We start from the raw sequence: 18,853 nt of genomic DNA, 5'->3' as shown, positions 1-18,853 counted from the left end.
GTCACGACAGCCAGATGAAGGAGCCAATGCGCCCGGTTATGCCATCGCGGCGGTACGAATAGAAGCTCTCACGCTCGAAAACCGTGCACCGGTCGCCGCCGGAAATCAAATCGATGCCGGCCGCCTGCAAGCGCGCCCGCGCCAGTCGGTAGATGTCGGCGTGGAATTTGCCGTCGCGCGCCGCGATCGGCGCAAACGCTGCATTCGCGGCGGCATCCTGTTCGACAAATGCCTGCCGAACCTCGGCGCCGACCTCAAACGCCTGCGGGCCGATCGCCGGTCCCAGCCAGGCCAGAATGTCGGCGGCGCCGGCCGCGCGCATCGCATCGACCGTACGTTCCAGCACTCCCCCCGCCAGTCCGCGCCAGCCGGCATGTGCGGCGCCGACCACCCGACCGGCGCGATCGCACAGCAATACCGGCAGGCAATCGGCGGTCAGGATCGCGCACACCACTCCGGGCCGGGTAGCAATGCTGGCGTCGGCAGGCGGGACGGCGTCGACCGCGGTAGCATCCACCACTCGCGTGCCATGCACCTGCGTCAGCCAAGCCGGTTCGGCCGGCAAGAGCTGTCGCAGCAGTTGGCGATTGCGTTGCACGCAACTCGGATCATCGCCGACATGCGCCCCCAGGTTCAAACCACCGCCGCCGCTGCCGTCATCGTAGGGCGCGGCACTGACGCCGCCGCCACGCGAGGTGATCAGGGTGCCGACATTGGCCGGCGCCTGCTCCCAAGTCGCGCGAATAACTTCCATGCCCCTACTCCTCTGCCGAGGTCAGTACCTGCTTCACATCGATGCCGGCACGTGCCAGCAGCGCGGCAAAATCCGGTGCCAGCTGCACGCTCCACGCGCATTGCACATGCGTGACCGGATGCACCAGCCCTAGGCGCCACGCCTGCAGTGCCTGGCGCGGAAACACCGGCGCCAGATGCGCCTTGCCATACACGGCATCGCCGACCAGCGGCCAGCCCAGCGACTGCATGTGAACGCGAATCTGGTGGGTGCGTCCGGTTTCCAGCCGGCAGCGCACCAGGCTGACGGCACGCCCCTCCAACTGCCCGCCGGCTAGCCGCTGGTAATGGGTGCGGGCCGGCTTCGCGCGCTCGCTTTCCAGCACCGCCATCTTGATGCGATCACGCGGATGGCGGCCGATCGCGCCCTCGATGCTGCCGCTTGCCTGCGGCGTGCCCCATACCAGCGCCAGGTATTCGCGCTGCACGGTGCGCGCCTGCAGTTGCCGCACCAGGTCGGTATGCGCCTCCAGCGTTTTCGCCACCACCATCAGGCCGCTGGTATCCTTGTCCAGGCGGTGCACGATGCCGGCGCGCGGCACTCCGGATAGCGCCGGGCAGTGATGCAACAGGCCGTTCAGCAAGGTGCCAGACCAGTTGCCGGCGGCCGGGTGCACCACCAGTCCGGCCGGCTTGTCGAGCACCAGGATCGCGTCATCCTCGGCCACGATGCTCAACGCCATCGGCTCCGGCTGGAATGCGCTTTCTTCCGGCGCCGCCTGCGGCAACACCAGCACCGCCTCGTCGCCGAACGGCATGCTCTTCATGTGCGCGACGGCGCCGTCCAGCGTGACGCGCCCGCTTTCGATCCAGTGCTGAATGCGCCCGCGGGAAAACTGCGGTATATGGCGCGCCAGCACCTTGTCGAGTCGAACACCACCGTCGGCTGCGGACAGGCGCAAACGAATCGGCGCCATATCGGTCGCGTCGGCATCGGCCCAATCGTCCGCAAAATCGCCGGTTTCATCGCCGCCTTTGCCGATTTCGGCGCGCCCGGGATTTTTGCCTGGAAGTACCTTCTTAACCGGCATCACGGCAAATCGCTTCAGCTATAATCAGTCCCTTGTTGATACGCATTCCGGCCAAAACCATGCAAAAAAATTGTTCGAAGCTGCTCGCTGTGCTGTTTGTATTCTCGTTGTCGGGGTGCGGCGTGTTCTCCGAAGCGCCGGACGAAACCGCCAACTGGTCCGCTTCCAAATTATACGCGGAGGCGCATGACGAGCTGTCGGCCGGCGGCTACGACAAGGCCATCAAGTACTTCGAAAAACTGGAATCGCGCTATCCGTTCGGCACCTATGCGCAACAGGCGCAGATGGAAATTGCCTACGCGCATTACCGGCAAGGCGACCAGCCGCAAGCGCTGGCCGCGGTCGAGCGCTTCATCAAGCTGCACCCGAATCACCCGAATGTCGATTACATGTATTACCTGCGCGGCCTGATCAACTTCAATGACAAGGTCAGCCTGTTCGACTTCCTGGCCAGCGAAGACACCACCGAGCGCGATCCGAAGGCGGCGCGCGAAGCCTTCGACTCCTTCAAGTTGCTGGTCGAGCGCTACCCGGACAGTGTGTACGCCAAGGATTCGGCGGCGCGCCTGAAATACCTGGTCAACGCGATGGCCCAGCATGAAGTACACGTGGCCAATTACTACTACCGGCGCGGCGCCTACCTGGCTGCCGTCAACCGCGCGCAAACCGCGATCAGCGAATACCGCGAAGCGCCGGCGATCGAGGAAGCGCTGCACATCATGGTGCGCTCCTATGACGCGCTCGGCTTGCCGGAATTGCGCGACGACGCGCAGCGGGTGCTGAAGCTGAATTTCCCGAACAGCGACGTGACGCAACTCGGCGGCCCGAAGAAAGCCCCTTGGTGGAAGTTCTGGTAAGACGCTTCTAGCAAATATGAAAAAAGCCTCGTCACGAGGCTTTTTTCATTTTCATTGCGGATTTTCGCCGGCTTCGGCTCACGACTCCAGGCGGCGCCGGAATACCCAGCGGCACGCATCCGATTGTTCCGGTGCAAACGTATAACCTTCCTCGGCAAATGCCTGCAACCGCTCTGGCCGCGCAATCCGGTGCACGGCGGCGTGGCGCGCCATCAGGCCGCGCGCGCGTTTGGCATGAAACGAAATGATCTTGTAGCGGCCGCCCTTCCAGTCTTCGAATACCGGCGTAATCACCGGAAACGGCAGCCGCGCGCGCTGCACCACCTTGAAATACTCTTCCGAAGCCAGGTTGATCAGCACCGGCTCGCCTTGCGCCGCCAGCAGGCGGCTCAATGCATCGGTCACGACCTCGCCCCAGAATGCATACAAATCCTTACCGCCCGGATTGGCCAGGCGCGTTCCCATTTCCAGCCGATACGGCTGCAGCAGGTCGAGCGGTCGCAACAGGCCGTACAATCCCGATAAAATCCGGATGTGCGCTTGCGCATAATCGAGCTGGGCCGTGGACAGTGAGGCGGCTTGCAAACCCTCATATACATCGCCGTTGAAAGCAAAGATCGCCGGCCTGGAATTCTTGCGGCTGAACCTGGGCGACCAGGCGGCATACCGCTCCGTATTCAGGTGCGCCAGCGGATCCGAAATGCGCATCAGGCTGGCGATCTGCGCGGGAGAATATGTTTTCAGGATCTCGACCAGTTGCGCCGAACGCGGGATGAAATCGGGTTGGGTGTGCTGGTCGGTGGGCAGCGGCGTTTGGTAATCCAGGGATTTGGCGGGCGACAGGACAATCAGCATGGTGCACATCTCGATCAAAAAATTTGCCTCATGATACCGAATCGCGTGGTCATCGACACCAACGTCTGCCTCGACCTGTTCGTGTTCCGCGACCCGCGCTGGGTGCCGCTGCTGGCCGCGCTGCGCGACGGCAGCCTGCAGGCGGTGACGCGCGCCGATTGCCGGCGCGAATGGCAGATCGTGCTGGGCTACGCCCATCTGCCGCTGGACGCCGCCGCACGGCCGCAAATCGAACGCGAATTCGATGCGCTGATCACCTGCCTCGCCTTCGAAGCACAGCCGGCGGAGGCGGAAGTCCGCCTGCCCTTGTGCAAGGATACGGACGACCAGAAATTCCTGGAACTGGCGCGCGATGCCAAGGCCGAGACGCTGATCACCAAGGACAAGGCATTGCTGAAGCTGGCCAACAAAACGCGGCGCGCCGGACTGTTTTCCATCATCCCGCCCGAGGCCTGGCTGGCGCAATGGGCCGCGGCCGGCGCTGCGGCGCTAGAATAAGACGTTTCCACCGACCGTTGCTGCCCGGATTTCCCTCGATGAATTCGCCTCTCGCTTCCGCTCCTGATTTCAGCCGCCTGCCCTCGCGCCTGCCGAATGTCGGCACCACCATCTTCACCCTGATGTCGGCGCTAGCCGCCGAAAAGAATGCAGTCAACCTGGGCCAGGGTTTTCCCGATTTCGATTGCGACCCGCGACTGCTCGACGCGGTCGGCAGCGCCATGCGGGATGGCCACAACCAGTACCCGCCGATGGCCGGCGTGCCGGCGCTGCGGCAGGCGATCGCCGACAAGATCGCGCGCCTGTACCGGCACACCTACGATCCGGCCGACGAAATCACCATTACCGCCGGCGCCACGCAAGCCATCCTGACCGCCATCCTGTGCTGCGTGCATGCCGGCGACGAAGTGATCATCATCGAGCCGGCCTACGATAGCTATCTGCCGGCAATCGAACTGGCGGGTGGCAAGGCGGTGCCGGTGCAGATGGAATTGGGCCCGAACGGCTATGCGGTGCCGTGGCCGCAAGTGGCGGCGGCAATCAGCCCGCGCACGCGGCTGATCATCATCAATTCGCCGCACAATCCGACCGGTTCCGTGCTGGAGGCGGCCGATCTGGCGGCGCTGGCCGACATCGTGCGCGGCAGCGGCATCCTGATCCTGGCCGACGAAGTGTACGAACACATGGTGTACGACGGCGCGCTGCACCAGTCGGTGGCGCGCATGCCGGAACTGGCGGCGCGCTCCTTCGTCGTCTCCAGTTTTGGCAAGACCTATCACGTGACCGGCTGGAAGGTAGGCTACGTCGCCGCCCCGGCCGCGCTGATGAGAGAGTTCCGCAAGGTGCATCAGTTCAACGTCTTCACCGTGAATACGCCGATGCAGCACGGACTGGCCGCGTATATGGCGGACCCGGCGCCGTACCTGGAGCTGGCAGCGTTTTACCAGAAAAAGCGCGACCTGTTCCGCGCCGGTCTGCGCAAAACCCGCTTGCGGCTGCTGCCGGCCGACGGCACCTATTTCCAGTGCGTCGATTATTCGGCGGTGTCCGCGCTGCCGGAAATCGAATTCGCGCAGTGGCTGACGGCCGAGATCGGCGTCGCCGCGATTCCGGTATCGGCGTTCTACAGCCAGCCAAAGGAATCGGGCATCGTGCGCTTCTGTTTTGCGAAGCGGGATGAAACGCTGCAGGCAGCGCTGGCACGGCTGGAGAAAATATGACTGAATGGCTCTGTTGCAGTTGGCTGTAGAAATTCAGGCCAATTCCAAGCAAGGCGGAGTGAAACCAGGGTCAGAGTTTTTTTACGCCGGCCTCATGGCGTAAATTACTCTGACCCTGCTTTCACGGATCAAGCGCGGCGGCGCCAAAACCCGCGTGGTTGGGAACCTCATCCCCGCAGGCGCGGTTTCAAACACGAAGTGCAACATAGGCTAAATCCAGAGGAAGTGTAGCAAGGTTGTAAAAGACCTCATGCGGGGTTCTGTAACCAAGGCATTTGCGGGGGCGGTGGTTGAGTTTGTCGACGGCGGCCTGGAGCGCTTGCTGGCTGACGGTTTTCAGATTGGTGTTCTTCGGGAAATACTGCCGGAGCAAGCCATTGGTGTTTTCATTCAGGCCGCGCTCCCAGGAATGATAGGGGCGGGCAAAGTAGACATCGGCCCGCAGGCGGGCACTGATCAAGGCGTGGTCGGCGAATTCCGATCCGTTGTCGAAGGTGATGGTGTGGCACACCCGCCGATGCGGGCTGAGCAAATCGACCACCACCGCACCCACGCCCTCGGCCTGCTTGCTGTTGGCTGGGGCGGCCAGGGTGAAGCGCGACCGCCGTTCCACCAGCGTCACCAGCACCCCTTGCTGGCCTTTGCCAATCACGGTGTCGCCTTCCCAATCGCCCAGCCGCAGGCGTTGCTCGACCATCAGGGGACGATGCTCGATGCCGATCCGGCCCGGCAGGATTCCCCGACGCCGCCGGCCGCTGCCGTGGCGCTGGCGCCGGGGTTTCTGGCTGCGCAAGTGCCGGATCAAATCGCCGCCGCCACGCCGATCGGCGTAGATCCGTTGATAGACGCTCTCATGACTGATGCCGATCGGGCTGCCCCGTTCCAGCGTCAGGCGGTGGATCGCTTGTTCGGGCGACAGGTCCAGGCGGATATAGGCCTGAACCGCCAACCAGGCGGCGTCGGCAACCCGGCTCGCATTACGACTGTTCTGTTGCCGTGCCAAGGCTTTATCGTGTGCCTGGCCAGGCCGCCATTGATGCACGCCCCGGTTGCGCCGCAGTTCGCGACTGATCGTCGAGCGATGCCGCCCCAGCCGGCGCGCAATCTCGCTGACTGAATGATCGTCTGCCTGCAGTTCGTGAATTTGGTATCGTTCGTCTCGGGTGAGGTGCGTATAGCGCATATTCGGCAACTTTCGACTGGCTGGTCAAAGGGTTCGAATGCTAGCGCATCTCGCCCTCCTTCCGTTGATCGGTGTTGCACTTCGTCTTTGAAACCGCCAGGTAACCACTCGGGTATGCTTCACAAACAACAGTTTCACGACCGACAATAGACTGCCACATAGGGAGTATATGACTGGCGCTACGATATTTGTCGTCCCCGCGGCAGCCGGAACGACAGCCTTCAATAGCCGACGGCCCAGCGGTCAAGCGCCGTTCACTTGGCGTAATTCTTCATCATCAATTCGGTATTGATCTTGCGGTCGGCATTGACCTTTTGCACCGTCGGCCGCTCGCCCATCTCCTTCAGGTAGGCGCGCACCGGCAGTTCGGCCAGCATGTCTTCGCCGTATATCACCTTGGTCGCCAGCGACACCAGCGGCAAGTGAACGATGGCGGCGCAATCAGCCAGCGTGAACTGGTCACCGGCGATGAATGGCGCAAAGCGCGCCAGCTTGGCGAAGCCCTGGATATGGCGCTTCAGCAGTTTTTGCACCCGGGTCTTGGTTTCCTCGGATACGGTGCCGCCAAAAAAGGCTTGCGGATACAATTCGCGCGCCACCAGTTCCAGATGCAGTTCCAGAAACGTCAGCAGTTCGCGCACCTTGGCGGCCGCGAACGGGTCGGCCGGCAACAGCGGCTTTTGCGGATAGGCGGCTTCAATGTATTCCACGATCACGTTCGATTCGCACAGCACGCCCTGCTCGACTTCGAGATAAGGGATTTTTCCGAGCGGCGACTTTTCCAACAACGCCGGGCTGCGATCGGCCCACACCAGCGCTTCTTCAAATGCCAGCTCTTTTTCCAGCAAACCCAGCTTGACCTTGTTGTAGTAATTGCTGGCGGCAAAACCGCATAATCTCAACATGTAATCTCCTTTTTCGAATCGATGGTAGCCGGCCGGACATGATATCCGCTAACGCTGGTTGCAACCGTGTCAGCGTTGCGCCGGCGGCAATTGCCGCAATTGTTGTTCGACGAATGCCTGCAATTGCGGCGTCAGCGTATTGCTGGCAGCCGCCCGCCCGAAGGCTTCGCGCGCTTCGTCCGGACGCGCCGCATCGCGCAGCGAAATCCCCAGCCCCATCCACCACAGGCCGTTGTCCGGCGCCTTGTGCAGTGCCTGCCGGTAATGCTCGATCGCTTCCGGATGGCGACCATCGCGCTGCAGCAGCGCGGCCAGGAAGGCCTGGTAATCGGCGCGCTCGGCCGCATGCGGCAAGCTGCGCCGCAAGGTATCCAGCGCCGGCCCCAACCCGCCCTGCTCCACCTGCACCCGGGCCAGGATCATCGCCATGCCGACCTGTGCCGGATCCAGTTGCAGGCCGGCCTGCAACAGATCGATTGCCGCCTGCGGGCGCTTGGCATCGAGTAGCAGACCGGCCAGAGTCTGGCGTGCCGCCGTGTGCCGCGGGTCGCCGTGTAATGCTTGTTCCAGCGCCCCCTGCGCGGCCGCGGCATTACCCTGCTGGAGTTGCACAACCGCCCGGCGGAAATCGTTCTCCGCCTGCTGCTGCGGGGTCAGCGCACGAATTTCCTTGGTCAGCGGCGCGCTGGGGGCTTGCGTTTCGGCTTTATCAGCCGGCTTCGGCTCGGCCACTACCAGGGGCGTGGCGGGCGGTGCCGGTCTTGGGGTCGAGGTCGGCGTTGGGGTCGGCTTTGGCGTCGGCTCCACATTGAGCGGAACTGGCGTAGCTGCAGGCACCACCTTATCGATCGCGACAGCTAGGGCCGGTGGCGTCGGGCCGGCTGTTTTTTCCGGCGCTGGCATGGCCGCGGCCGGAGCGACGGGCGCGTGCTCCGGCTGAGTCGTTGCAACGGCAGCTGCTGGCGCGCTTGCGACTGGCGCCGGCTCAGGGCTCGCCGCTGCGGCGCCGGCGATCGCGGCTCCAACCCGCGCCTGCGGAGCCGCAGCCTGGACCGCGGCAACAACCGGTGTGGCCACCGGAGGCGGCGCGCGCAGCCACCACCACAGCCCGACCCCGACCCCACCTCCGATCAATAGCGCCGGCAGCAGTACCAGCCACCAAACGGCAGGCAGGCGGGGCGCTGCCGGCACCGCGCGGACCTGCATCTGCTCCATCGCCAGCGGCGCGTCATCGGCACGGCGCTGCTCCAGGTCCTGCAACATTTGATTGATCAGGCTCATCTCAACACCACCCAGCCGATGGCGGCCGCGGCCGCCAGGAAAATAACACTGCCGAACCCCCAGCGCTGCCATTGGCCGCTGGCGGCCGCCAGCGTATCGCGCGCGGCGCCGGCGACATGGCGCCCCAGTACCCGCCGCCGCCCCTCGCCATACGCCAGCATCAACGATTTATGCGCGAGGATATTCACCAGGCGCGGAATGCCACCGCTGGCCTGGCGCAGCTTGCGCATCGCGTCGCGCGTGAACAATCGGCCACCGCCATAGCCGGCGACAGCCAGCCGATGCGAGACGTAAAACTCCAGGTCATCCGCGCCGAGCGGCCCGAGATGGTAATGGAAGGTGATGCGCTGCGCCAGTTGCCGGATCTCCGGCTGTTGCAACTTGTGGTTCAGCTCCGGTTGCCCGAACAGGACGATCTGCAGCAGCTTGCGCTTTTCGGTTTCCAGATTGGTCAGCAGGCGCAAGGCCTCCAGGCTTTCCAGCGGCATCGCCTGCGCCTCGTCCAGGCACAGCAGCACGCGCTTGCCCTCGCCCGCCAACGCCAGCAGGCGTTGCGTGAGCGCCTTCAGGATCTGGTGCTGATCGACGCCCTGGTCGAGCGCGATGCCCAGTTCGTCGGCCAGTGCCAGCATCAGGCTGCGCGGTTCCAGATAGGGATTGGGGATGTAGGCGGTGACGAAGCCGCCGCCCAGCGTCGCCATGAACTTGCGGCACAACAGGGTTTTGCCGGTACCGACCTCGCCGGTGATCTTGATGAAGCCTTCGCCGTTCCTGGCAGCGACCAGCAGGGTATTGAGCGCCTTCTGCGCGCTGCCGGAGGAAAAAAAGAAACTGGTATCCGGAGTAATACCGAACGGCAGCTCGCGCAGGCCAAAGTGTTTTTTGTACATGCCGGGCGATTACTCCGGCAACATGCGCGGCGCCATGTCCTTGATCCGGCCCTGGGACTCGAGCAGGTCATTGGCCCAACTGGCGCTGCCCTGGACGATGGTCGGCTTCAGCAGGATCACCAGTTCGCGCTTTTGCATGGTTTGGCTGGTATTCCGTGCCAGCAGGCCCAGCACCGGCACGTTGCCCACGCCCGGCAATTGCGAGCGATCGGTGCTGGTGGCTTGCCGCATCAGGCCGCCGATGGCGACGATCTGGCCATTCTGGCCGCGCACCACACTATCGGTTTCCGATACCGCGGAAGACGCCAGCGGCAGGTTCAGCGTACCGCTGGTACCGCCCAGGTTGATCGATTTCTCGACTGTAGTCACATTGCTGACCGATGGATGAATATGCAAAATGATGTTGCCATCGTCATCGATCTGCGGCGTCACGTCCAGCGCCACGCCGGAAAAGAACGGCTGCAGCGTCACGCTCGGGGTGGTGGTGGTGGTGGTGCCGCTGGTGGTCGTGGTGCTGACGTTGGTGACGAAGAATTCGTCGGTACCCACCTTCAATACCGCTTTCTGATTGTTCAGCGTCGCGATGCGCGGGCTGGACAGCACATGCACATTGCCCTGCGTTTCAAGAAATGACAGCAGCGCGGCGAAATTGCTGGTCTGGAAGGCCAGTCCGAACAAGCCGCCCATGCCGGTGGCGGCACGAGCCGCCAGATCCTGGCCCGGCACGCTGACCAGGCGCGGATCGGTGAAGGTACGCGCGCCGGGATCGATCGAGGCCGATCCGGTTGCCAGCGCCCCGTTCGGTTGCAGCACCGTGCCCGGCGAGATGAAGCCGCTCGAAAGCCGGCTATTGCCGCCCCGATGGAAGGCTGCCCAGTTGACTCCGGCCTGGTAGCCGTCGTTCAGCTCGACCTCCATGATCTTGGCTTCGATGATGACTTGGCGATCGACCGACAGCTGGGTTGCCTTCAGGTAGGCGGCAACGTTTTTCAACTCCTCCGGCAGCGCGCGCACCACCACCACTCCGGATTGCGGGCTGATGACGACGCTCCGCCCCTCCTTGCCTTGCCCAACGATCGCTTCCAGCGAGGCTTTCAGCTCGCCCCAGAAATCGCTCTTGGACGTGGTTTTGATCTTGCTGGTATTCAGCGCCTGCGAGGTCGAGCCGGGCGCAACGCTGCCGGGCAAGATGCCGCCCGGTGCGCTGGCGCCGCTGGTAGGGGAATCACTGACCGAACCGGAGGTCACCCGAATATCCGAGGTGCCGTCGCGGTTGCCGGTCAGGTAATTGACCTGGAATACCCGCGTCTGGATCGTCAGCGGCTTGACATAGATGCGCCGCCCCTCGACCTTGTAGTCGTAGCCGTACAGTTCGCGCACCGCATCCAGTGCCTCGAACAGCGTAACGTCCTTCAGGTTGGCCGAAATGGTGCCCGTTACGTCCGGATGCACCAGCATGTTGTAGCGCGTGCCGGCCACGATCGCATTGAAGAACTGCTGTGCCGGCGCGTTGTTGAATGCCAGATTGAAGCGCTCCTCCGCCTGTGGGCGAACCGCCGGCATTTCGATTTTCAGCGGCGGCAGCAGCGATGCCGCCACCGCATCCGGCGCTGCCGGCGCCGTGCTCGACGCAACCGCCTTTTGCATCTCGGCGTTCAGCAAATCATGGGTGGCGCGCTGTGAGGCGGGAGAGACACATCCGGCCAGCAGCAGCACGGCGACAAGAGAGCCTAATCTTTTCATGTTGTTTTCCACGGTTACTTCTGAATTTGCGAATGTCGGGAGGCATTGACGCCCGGGCGGCCGGAGAGCGGCTGCTTTTCCAGATCAGGAAAGAGCTTCAATCTCTGCACCTCGCTGCCATTGCGAAGCACCACTTCACTTTCGGTGATCGTGACCAGCCGCGCGCCCTGGTACGTCCCGCCCAGAGCCACGGTCTGGCCACTGATGATGGCCACCTTGCGCGATGGCGACAACATCACGGATTGCAGCACCGGCAACGTGCTGGCGACCGCCGCGTCCTCCGCCGCCGCCAGGGCCGGCGGCGGGCGCGTCGGATCGGGCAGGTCGGCACCGGTGGCGGCGGTCGCTGCCGACGCCAGTGCCAGGCCGGCAGCCAAACTCGCCAGGCGCCACGCCCGCCTCACAGGTTGATCCATTTCTTATCCAGGCTCAAAGTAAACAAAGTCAGTGTCAGGCGCGCCTGCGGCCAGGATTCCACTTGCAGATTCGCCTTGCCCCAATACAGTTGCCACGGCATCGCCTCCAGTTGCGCCATGTAATGCACCATGTCGGGATAAGTGCCGGCAACCGTAATTTCAACTCCGTGGCGATAGATGCTGCCAATACCGCTGGCGGCACCGGCAGCGGCAGAGCCTGCAGCGCCAGCCTTGGCCTCGGCCGGCGCGCGTTCGGCCAGATCGGCGACCGGCAGGGTCGTCAGCGAGAGCAGTTGCAAGCGGCCGTCGCGGCGCAGGATCGCTTCCAGCAATGCCGGCATTTTTTCCGGTGCCACCAGTGCCTTGCGGGTATCCTCCAGCGCCCCGCGCAACTGGCCGGACTGCTGCTGCAGATGCACCAATTGCTGACGCAGCGCCGCGTCCGGGTCGTTGCCCCGTGCGCGCACTTTTTGCTGGATGTCGTTCTGGATGGCCGCAATCTGCGCCTGCTCCGCGGCGATTTTCTGCGACAACTGTTTTTGCCGGGCGAACTGCGGATCGAGTAGCAGCGCATTCACCAGCACCACCAGGATCACCGCCGCCATCAGGAAGATCAGGGCCCGCTCGCGCAGACTCATCGCGTCGATACGGGCGGAAAATTTTTGCCAGGATTGTTTCATTTGAGCTTGGCTCCGGCGGCGTTGCCCGCATCCTTTGCGACCCCGGCCGACTGCAGCCGGAACTCGACGTAAGCGGCCGCCTTAGTGGTCACACCGGGCGCCGCACCGGCCGCCTGGGAGCCGTCGGCCGCCTCGGCCGGCGGCTGCCGCATTTCCAGCATCGAAAACGATTTTCCCTGCATCACCGGCTCACGCGTCAGGCGACTGATATACGCCGGCACCAAATCCGGCTGCAGCGTGCGGCCCTGCAGCGCGATCTCGTTGCCGGCACCCTGGATCGCCAGCCCGGTCAGCCACAGGCCGCCGGTGATCTGGCGCGCGAAGGCCTGCAGGTAACTCGAATAACCCCTGGTGTTGCCGATTTCCCCGGTTTGCAGGAGGTCGTATAGTTGTTGCAGCGCCTTGACGTCGGCGCCGGTCTTTTGCAGCTCCGCCGCCAGCGCGGAATCCGGTTTGCGCTGGCCGAACTCGGCATTGATGCGCGCTTGCTGCGTCAGCGCCTGGCCAAGCTGGGCGCTGGTCTTGTCGGCCTCCGCGCGCAGACCCGACGAGCGGTAATTGGCATACGCCGCCACCAGCAGGGAGCCGATCAGGACCAGTGCCAGCGCCTGCAGCATCGTCAACGCCGAAAAGTATTTCTTCTGGCGCAGCAATATCGGATTGAAAAGATTGATCTGCTGGCTCACAGCGCCTTCTCCTCGTGCCGCAGGGCCGCGCCCAGCGTCAGGAAATAACGCTGCTGCTGCGCCGGCTGGCGCAATTCAGCGACGGCGGAAAAATCGAACAGGGTATCCAGATCGAGCATCTCCACCGGCACGTACAGATTGGCCGCCAGGTAGTCGCGCAAATCGGAGCCGGCCTCAGCCAGCGGCGCCAGCACCAGTTTGGCCAGCGTGATGAAGTGATATTGGCGGTCGAGGTGGTCCAGCGAGCGCTGCAGTTCCAGCGTGATGCGCTCGCGGCAGGCTTCCTGCTGCCCGGCATCACCCGCCAGCAATTGCTCGGGACGCACGTCGATACGGCGCGACAGATACAGTTCGCCACGATAGGTCACCGTCAGCAGGCCGCCTTCGGCACCGAACGACAGCAACGCCACGCCGCGCCCCTCCGGTTCCAGCAGCGCCGAGATATTCCGCTGCGCCATTTCCGGCACGTCGATCACGCTCAGGGGAATCTTGGCGGCGCCGAACAACTCCTGGCGCTGCGCGATCAATTGATTGCGCGCCGCCACCACGTACATCGAATGATTGCGGGCCGGCGCCGCCGGGTCGGGCGGCACATCCAGCACGTCGATGGTGGCATCGTCGACATGGAAATCCAGCATGTCCTTCAGGCGCCAGCGGATCGCGGTCTTCAGTTCATCCGGCGGCACGTTCGGCGCATCCACCAGCAACAACTGGTATTCGTCCGCGCCCAACAGCGTGGTGCAATCGTGACGATCGGCGTGCAGGTCTTTTGCCAGGCGTTCCAGCACGCTTTCCGCCGAGGCTTTCGCCAGCGGATAGAACGCGGCCTGCCGCACCTTCGGCTTCGCGCCGTCGGCACGCCCAACGCAGGCCGCCAGCACGCCGTCTCGCTGCGGACTAACGCTGACCCAGCCTGTGCTTTTCTTTCTTTTCCTGAATAAGCCCATGCCTCTACATGCCCCCCAAAATTCCCACCTGAAGTAAGGTGGTTCTACCAATCCTTCTACTGTTGCTCCGGTTCTTGACGGCTCCGGCTACCCGCTGCCGCATGCTTGATTTACCTTGCGTTTCAAACGAGCATGTCTAGCGCCAATCGCCGTCCCGTTAATCTAATAAACTTCACGCAGATAAATAATCGGGCCGCTTTTATACACACCAAACGTTGCGCGCGCAGTCGGATCGTCATCGAAAAGCAAGCCATTCCATTTTCCCTGCAGCCAGGGCATGTTCGCCGGCGTCGTCGCAACGCAAGCCGTACCCGGCACATTGTCATCCGCCAGATCAATACAGATATCGACACTACCGTTACCAGACGGTTTCGAAAGCGGTTTTTTCACAACAAGCGAAGCACGCCCATTAGAAAACTCAAGTGGCGTAGCCACGAAATTATTGGACGGCATGTTGGAAGCGGATAGCGCACCACGCTGGTTATAAAGCTTCACACTGGCCGGGTCTATCAAGGTGCAATTATCGTCCGCATTGGTAACGAATCCGACATTATTTTTCCAATACTCGGTATACAGTTGAACCGGCAAGTCGATCAATTCCGAGCCGTGGGTATTCGAAAGCTTCAAGCGCCCAAAGCGAATCGCGGTCGATCCCGATATCACGCTGCCACCTGGTGATTGCGGGGTACCATTGAATGACGTGATGCCGACACCATCTGGATCGTTGATCGCCGTCTTGAGCGCGAAATTTTCATATGAGCCATCTGGCGCCGAATTCCGATCGAAACTATATTTGCCATCAACGACATAACCGCCCGCATTCCAGGTGAAGCCAGGCAAGCCAGGAGTCAGGCGGGCATTCAGCGGATTGATCGCAAGACCGGAATTATCGCCGACAATCGAAAAGGTCGAGAGAGGCGAATAACCGGCTCCATAGCGCGCCAGTTGAACGCCATTTGCGCTCATTGCCTGAAGGCTGATTTGTATTCCCAGTGCGGGTTGTCCCATGTAGGTAAACTTGTCGTCGCAAGCTGCTTTCAATGTCGTCGTTACATCGTAGTGGTGCGGCCTGAAACGCCCTTTCGGCCCTATCGGGGAACTACCGATCACGCATCCGTAGCGGGAATTGACCAGGCCATTTGCCGTGCTATCCACCACACAGTCCTGGGTCGGCCCGTGATTGACGCCGTTTACCACGCCGGTCACCTGATCGACTGCGGTGAAGGTGTCGTCCGTTACCGTATCCAGATTGAATGTGAGGGTACCCGCATCTTCGTATTGAAACGAGCCAACCGATGTGGAACCGGCCGCTGCCTGGAACTCGCCGTTCAGCGGGATACTCGCCCCGGCTGGAACCGCTGTCACCTTCGCTATATCCAGCAACGGTGTGCCGTCGTAGCCGAAGCTCACAGCCGGGTTGGCAGTGATGGCAAAATCGCTTCCCGCCGGAAAGCTGTTGGCAGGGGATGCGGCTGCGGGATCCAATGCCGGGGTCGTCGACAATCCAAATTGCTGCGGGCGTATTGCAAAATTATCCTTGGAACAAACGGATTCACTACCTTTGGTGATACGCACCTTCACATTCCTGGCGGCATTCGGATAATTGAATGGTACCGATACACGGCCGTTTGCCAGTGTTCGCGAGACCGAAGCAACCAGGCCGGCATTCGTATCGCTGCAGTTTCCGCTGGGCGCGGTCGGATCAACCAACGAGACCGACACCGTATCCTTGTTGCCTGTGTCGATAACCGCGTTCTTGACGGCCAATACATCCAGGGAAAAGGCGATACCTGCCAACTTGGTATAAATCGGAGTGGCCGGCCCATTGCCCGGCTCGGCTGCATCAAAGCAGCCTGACAAAAAGCGCACGGTGCAGGTTTCGGCCGAATCGCCGAAACAGCGGGTTCCGGTAGCCGCTATCGGCGAGGTCGCCGCACCACCAATGACGACATCTCCGGCGCCGCTCCTGGTAAGCGTCACTTCTCTTTGTCCACCGGTAAACGTGATCGGATCGGCCGACCAACTACCAGTGGAGTTGGTTAGGTTGACAGTAACCGCTCCCCCGAACAAGGCGGTGCAGTCCGCATCGGCGCATGCCTTCACAACAACCGCAGCGGAACCGCACGCCGTACCCGAATGCTCCAGCCGAATATGATGCAAGGTCAGCACCCGCTGCGTGATGGAACATATTTGTAGTGCATCGATCTCGTGGATATTGGCACTCCCCCCGGTGGCCCCGGTGAACGACATGCTCCAGTTTGTCGGCACTGCCGCTTGTCCGTCCTGCGCCTTGGCGTCGAATACCGGCACCACGACCTGATAACTATTACCAGTGCCGGTCGTGTCGCGCTCGACCGAAGTCAGTGCTTTCACGCCATCGCTGTGGTCGACGATGATTCGATACTTGTGTCCAGGCGCAGGTGACGAAGATGCGGCATTATCAATCCCCGGCGACAAGGTACCTGTGCCACCGAGATAGGAATAGCCTGTAAAACCGCTTCCGGAGCCGCGAATGGCAACCGCGTCGGGCCTCGCTCCCGGCGCATTGCCACCCGATCGCCCTTCGGTATTGCTGGAAAAATTCCCGAACTCGTCCAGCGCGATTCCCAGCCACCCGCCCTTGAAGCCTTCGTGCGTGGTATCGCCCCCTTGGTCCTGTCGTTTGGGCGCATAACCCATCGAACCGCCGAAAGCGCCGGCGATCGCCGGCTGCGAGGCGTCGGACAGGATGATGCCGATACCGTCGGCACCAGTCCCGCCATACGAAAAATGCTGAAATTCAACGATGATCTTGTTTCCGGCACCGGGAAATACTCGTTGCAGCGTGGCGTATGTCGATACCGATTGCGACGCGTTCGTCAGCCGCAAGCGATTGCTCGCGATCGCCGGATTGCCAAAACTTCCCCCCTCGTTACCTACCGTCCAGTCACTGCCCGGATGACCGTTGGCCCGATTGAAATCGTCACCAAAGCAAGACAGGCCACCCAGCGGGTTGATCACCACCGATTGCGCCGCACCGAGGTCAGCGTTGCCGCTGGCTGTAGCGGTTCGTGTGCCGGTGGCGCCAACCGATGGGCGAGACTCAAAATTCATTTCCATCGAAATGCCGGCCGCATTGGGTGGCGTCCCGGATGCCTTATCGATCACTTCGGTCATGCCCGGCGGTGGCGACCAGGTGCCGGAACTGGCGTATTCATGCACCGTAACCAGCACGCTATTCGCCTTGCTGGTAGTCAGGCTGGGAGCCGTGTGGGTAAGCGCGCTGGCCGTCGCTACGCCAGCCTCGGCACCGATTGGCCCGTTCGGATCGGCACCGCCGAACGCCGCGATGCCGCCCACTGCGCCGACATGCGCGCCACCTGACAGCGTCCACGCATAACTGGCCGGTTCATTGGCGGTTGCAATGCGGTAGTAAGTCTGCAATGTGCTTGAATTGGTACCACTCCGAACCACCTGTCTCACCAATGACCAGCCACTGGGCGGGGTAACCACGATCGCGCTGGTTGCAACCGATACCGAAGCGATCATTACATCATTGGCTTCTGTTCCTGAGGGTTTGGCGATCGCCAGCACATTGCCGCTGGTCGACGGGCGCAGTGCGATCAGCGCACCGGTATTCAGGCCAGGCTGATTGTTGTTCATCGTGGCGACCACCGGGCCAACCGCTTGCGGCGCCAGCGCACCGCTGTAAAACAGCCCGATGGCAGCGCCCGGAGCCGAATTGTTACGAGAAAAATATGCGCTGCTCCAGCTTAAACCTCCGGTTGTCGTCATCGTCAAACCACTTGGCCTGCTCGCCACATGCGCAGCGAACAATACCCATGCGCCGTTGGTAGTCGTGTTCAATACGCCAGATTCAACCGTCAAATCGGCTCCCGAATTGACGGCGGCGAAAGGGACATCGAACGGCGCGGCGGGATCGACCCCTCTGAATCCGCTGCAGCGCGCGACGATGCGGCTGCCGGCCGGGTGCACAATCGTCGGAGTCGGCGTATTGCTGATCGCGAGCCGCCAAAACAAGGATGCCCGATGCGAGCCGCTGGCGACCGAATAAGCAAGGCGAGTCCAGGCAGCATCGTTTATCGAGTGATCCACCGTATCAGTCGACTCGACCAGGCACACCAACAAATCGTTTGCCTGCAGGCCACCCGGCAAGGCAGGAGTCAGGTTACCCGAGTTGCCGGTCGCGGCGCCTCCTGATCCGACATAAGTGATGCCGGCATTTCCGGCCGCCAGACTAGCGGAGGTAGCGGCACGAAAAACGACTTGCGCCGACGCATCAGCAACCAGACTAAGCAAAAAAAATGCGCGGCAAACAAACGACAAGAAGCGCAAAGCCCCATTGCCAGTGCTGGCATGCATCGGATTTCTATCGTATTTCATTGCCTTTTTACTTTGCTCCACTTCGACGTCAAAAGCTCGCCTCCTGCTTGCCGCGCGCATGCGATGATCAATATCGGCATGGCATATCGACGTTCCCATCACAGCTGTACCTGCACCACCCTTTGCACATAATTGCTGCTGCCCGGCGTCGGATTGGGGCAGATGCCAGCCGCCGGCAGGTTGCATGCAGTCGCCTGGATGACAGCGGTGTCGATGTTCAGACCCAAACCGGTATCCGGCGTACACACCACCGTCACGGTAAATGCGGATAGCGAGCTACCGGCAGGCAGGACAAGATTGGTGGCGGCGGCGCAACCGCCGGCCTGCAGCTTTTGATACAAACCCCACTCGATTCCTGCGCGCGCAGCCTGGTACGCCTGTACGCCCTGCACATCGAGCGTGGAACTTTGATGCTGAACGGTTGAAATCGAGACCATCGCCGCGCCGAGCGCGGCCAGCACCACCAACATGAATATTGCGCTGACC

At 62.2% G+C, this 18,853-nt stretch carries 17 protein-coding genes; 3 read left to right on the top strand and 14 right to left on the bottom strand.

Annotation, left to right across the window (positions count from 1 at the left end):
• Position 1: 1 nt before the first annotated feature.
• Together pgeF and ACK2VC_RS16925 are read right to left on the bottom strand one after the other, a co-directional pair.
• On the bottom strand, positions 2–754 hold the full coding sequence (pgeF, locus tag ACK2VC_RS16930; RefSeq protein WP_486731542.1) for a peptidoglycan editing factor PgeF: 753 nt from the start codon (positions 752–754) through the stop codon (positions 2–4).
• A 4-nt stretch (positions 755–758) separates the two neighbouring features.
• Entirely contained in the window at positions 759–1,709 is a 951-nt protein-coding gene (locus ACK2VC_RS16925; RefSeq protein ID WP_486733271.1) for an RluA family pseudouridine synthase, read from the bottom strand.
• 173 nt (positions 1,710–1,882) lie between these two features.
• Between ACK2VC_RS16925 and ACK2VC_RS16920 the strand changes: the two genes are divergently transcribed.
• Positions 1,883–2,680, top strand: a complete 798-nt coding sequence (locus ACK2VC_RS16920; RefSeq protein WP_486731541.1) for an outer membrane protein assembly factor BamD — start codon at positions 1,883–1,885, stop codon at positions 2,678–2,680.
• A 78-nt stretch (positions 2,681–2,758) separates the two neighbouring features.
• Here the strand turns inward: ACK2VC_RS16920 and yaaA are convergent, their stop codons facing one another.
• Positions 2,759–3,535 (bottom strand): peroxide stress protein YaaA, encoded by a 777-nt coding sequence (gene yaaA, locus ACK2VC_RS16915; protein WP_486731540.1) that lies wholly within the window; start codon positions 3,533–3,535, stop codon positions 2,759–2,761.
• Between the two features lie 30 nt (positions 3,536–3,565).
• Between yaaA and ACK2VC_RS16910 the strand changes: the two genes are divergently transcribed.
• Positions 3,566–4,033, top strand: coding sequence for a putative toxin-antitoxin system toxin component, PIN family (locus tag ACK2VC_RS16910; protein WP_486731539.1), 468 nt, complete (start codon positions 3,566–3,568; stop codon positions 4,031–4,033).
• Positions 4,034–4,071: 38 nt separating this feature from the next.
• Complete coding sequence (locus ACK2VC_RS16905) at positions 4,072–5,253, top strand: pyridoxal phosphate-dependent aminotransferase (protein WP_486731538.1); 1,182 nt, start codon at positions 4,072–4,074, stop codon at positions 5,251–5,253.
• Between the two features lie 187 nt (positions 5,254–5,440).
• Here ACK2VC_RS16905 and ACK2VC_RS16900 read toward each other — a convergent pair whose 3' ends face one another.
• From ACK2VC_RS16900 to ACK2VC_RS16850, 11 genes are all read right to left on the bottom strand, one after another.
• Positions 5,441–6,436 carry an IS30 family transposase gene (locus tag ACK2VC_RS16900; RefSeq protein ID WP_486730009.1) on the bottom strand — a complete coding sequence of 332 codons (996 nt, stop codon included), beginning with the start codon at positions 6,434–6,436 and terminating at the stop codon, positions 5,441–5,443.
• Positions 6,437–6,690: 254 nt separating this feature from the next.
• The gene (locus ACK2VC_RS16895; RefSeq protein WP_486731537.1) at positions 6,691–7,341 is read right to left on the bottom strand and encodes a glutathione S-transferase; all 651 of its coding nucleotides are present in this window, start codon (positions 7,339–7,341) and stop codon (positions 6,691–6,693) included.
• Positions 7,342–7,410: 69 nt separating this feature from the next.
• Entirely contained in the window at positions 7,411–8,622 is a 1,212-nt protein-coding gene (locus tag ACK2VC_RS16890) for a tetratricopeptide repeat protein (protein WP_486731536.1), read from the bottom strand.
• Entirely contained in the window at positions 8,619–9,512 is an 894-nt protein-coding gene (locus ACK2VC_RS16885) for an ExeA family protein (RefSeq protein WP_486731535.1), read from the bottom strand. Before ACK2VC_RS16885 ends, ACK2VC_RS16890 begins: the two co-directional genes overlap by 4 nt.
• A gap of 9 nt (positions 9,513–9,521) precedes the next feature.
• Positions 9,522–11,255: a pilus (MSHA type) biogenesis protein MshL gene (gene mshL / locus ACK2VC_RS16880; protein ID WP_486731534.1), complete on the bottom strand. Its 1,734-nt coding sequence runs from the start codon at positions 11,253–11,255 to the stop codon at positions 9,522–9,524.
• 14 nt (positions 11,256–11,269) lie between these two features.
• Positions 11,270–11,671 (bottom strand): hypothetical protein, encoded by a 402-nt coding sequence (locus tag ACK2VC_RS16875; protein ID WP_486731533.1) that lies wholly within the window; start codon positions 11,669–11,671, stop codon positions 11,270–11,272.
• Positions 11,656–12,351 carry a type II secretion system protein GspM gene (gene gspM / locus ACK2VC_RS16870; protein ID WP_486731532.1) on the bottom strand — a complete coding sequence of 232 codons (696 nt, stop codon included), beginning with the start codon at positions 12,349–12,351 and terminating at the stop codon, positions 11,656–11,658. Before gspM ends, ACK2VC_RS16875 begins: the two co-directional genes overlap by 16 nt.
• Positions 12,348–13,037, bottom strand: a complete 690-nt coding sequence (locus ACK2VC_RS16865; protein WP_486731531.1) for a PilN domain-containing protein — start codon at positions 13,035–13,037, stop codon at positions 12,348–12,350. The genes gspM and ACK2VC_RS16865 overlap by 4 nt, the downstream gene beginning before the upstream one ends.
• Complete coding sequence (gene pilM, locus ACK2VC_RS16860) at positions 13,034–13,984, bottom strand: pilus assembly protein PilM (RefSeq protein ID WP_486731530.1); 951 nt, start codon at positions 13,982–13,984, stop codon at positions 13,034–13,036. The genes ACK2VC_RS16865 and pilM overlap by 4 nt, the downstream gene beginning before the upstream one ends.
• A gap of 162 nt (positions 13,985–14,146) precedes the next feature.
• On the bottom strand, positions 14,147–18,553 hold the full coding sequence (locus ACK2VC_RS16855; protein ID WP_486731529.1) for a DUF6701 domain-containing protein: 4,407 nt from the start codon (positions 18,551–18,553) through the stop codon (positions 14,147–14,149).
• On the bottom strand, positions 18,466–18,837 hold the full coding sequence (locus ACK2VC_RS16850; protein WP_486731528.1) for an agglutinin biogenesis protein MshP: 372 nt from the start codon (positions 18,835–18,837) through the stop codon (positions 18,466–18,468). Before ACK2VC_RS16850 ends, ACK2VC_RS16855 begins: the two co-directional genes overlap by 88 nt.
• Positions 18,838–18,853 lie beyond the last annotated feature (16 nt).

Source organism: Herbaspirillum sp. WTB6 (assembly GCF_057457785.1).
Note: the sequence above shows the minus strand (reverse complement) of the source record. Positions and strands in the feature narration are given on the sequence as shown.

Bases quoted from the DNA above. Each gene is read 5' to 3' on its own strand.
- pgeF (WP_486731542.1), bottom strand. From the start codon at position 754: ATGGAAGTTATTCGCGCGACTTGGGAGCAGGCGCCGGCCAATGTCGGC.
- ACK2VC_RS16925 (WP_486733271.1), bottom strand. From the start codon at position 1,709: ATGGCGCCGATTCGTTTGCGCCTGTCCGCAGCCGACGGTGGTGTTCGA.
- ACK2VC_RS16920 (WP_486731541.1), top strand. From the start codon at position 1,883: ATGCAAAAAAATTGTTCGAAGCTGCTCGCTGTGCTGTTTGTATTCTCG.
- yaaA (WP_486731540.1), bottom strand. From the start codon at position 3,535: ATGCTGATTGTCCTGTCGCCCGCCAAATCCCTGGATTACCAAACGCCG.
- ACK2VC_RS16910 (WP_486731539.1), top strand. From the start codon at position 3,566: ATGATACCGAATCGCGTGGTCATCGACACCAACGTCTGCCTCGACCTG.
- ACK2VC_RS16905 (WP_486731538.1), top strand. From the start codon at position 4,072: ATGAATTCGCCTCTCGCTTCCGCTCCTGATTTCAGCCGCCTGCCCTCG.
- ACK2VC_RS16900 (WP_486730009.1), bottom strand. From the start codon at position 6,436: ATGCGCTATACGCACCTCACCCGAGACGAACGATACCAAATTCACGAA.
- ACK2VC_RS16895 (WP_486731537.1), bottom strand. From the start codon at position 7,341: ATGTTGAGATTATGCGGTTTTGCCGCCAGCAATTACTACAACAAGGTC.
- ACK2VC_RS16890 (WP_486731536.1), bottom strand. From the start codon at position 8,622: ATGAGCCTGATCAATCAAATGTTGCAGGACCTGGAGCAGCGCCGTGCC.
- ACK2VC_RS16885 (WP_486731535.1), bottom strand. From the start codon at position 9,512: ATGTACAAAAAACACTTTGGCCTGCGCGAGCTGCCGTTCGGTATTACT.
- mshL (WP_486731534.1), bottom strand. From the start codon at position 11,255: ATGAAAAGATTAGGCTCTCTTGTCGCCGTGCTGCTGCTGGCCGGATGT.
- ACK2VC_RS16875 (WP_486731533.1), bottom strand. From the start codon at position 11,671: ATGGATCAACCTGTGAGGCGGGCGTGGCGCCTGGCGAGTTTGGCTGCC.
- gspM (WP_486731532.1), bottom strand. From the start codon at position 12,351: ATGAAACAATCCTGGCAAAAATTTTCCGCCCGTATCGACGCGATGAGT.
- pilM (WP_486731530.1), bottom strand. From the start codon at position 13,984: ATGGGCTTATTCAGGAAAAGAAAGAAAAGCACAGGCTGGGTCAGCGTT.
- ACK2VC_RS16855 (WP_486731529.1), bottom strand. From the start codon at position 18,553: ATGCAACCTGCCGGCGGCTGGCATCTGCCCCAATCCGACGCCGGGCAG.
- ACK2VC_RS16850 (WP_486731528.1), bottom strand. From the start codon at position 18,837: ATGTTGGTGGTGCTGGCCGCGCTCGGCGCGGCGATGGTCTCGATTTCA.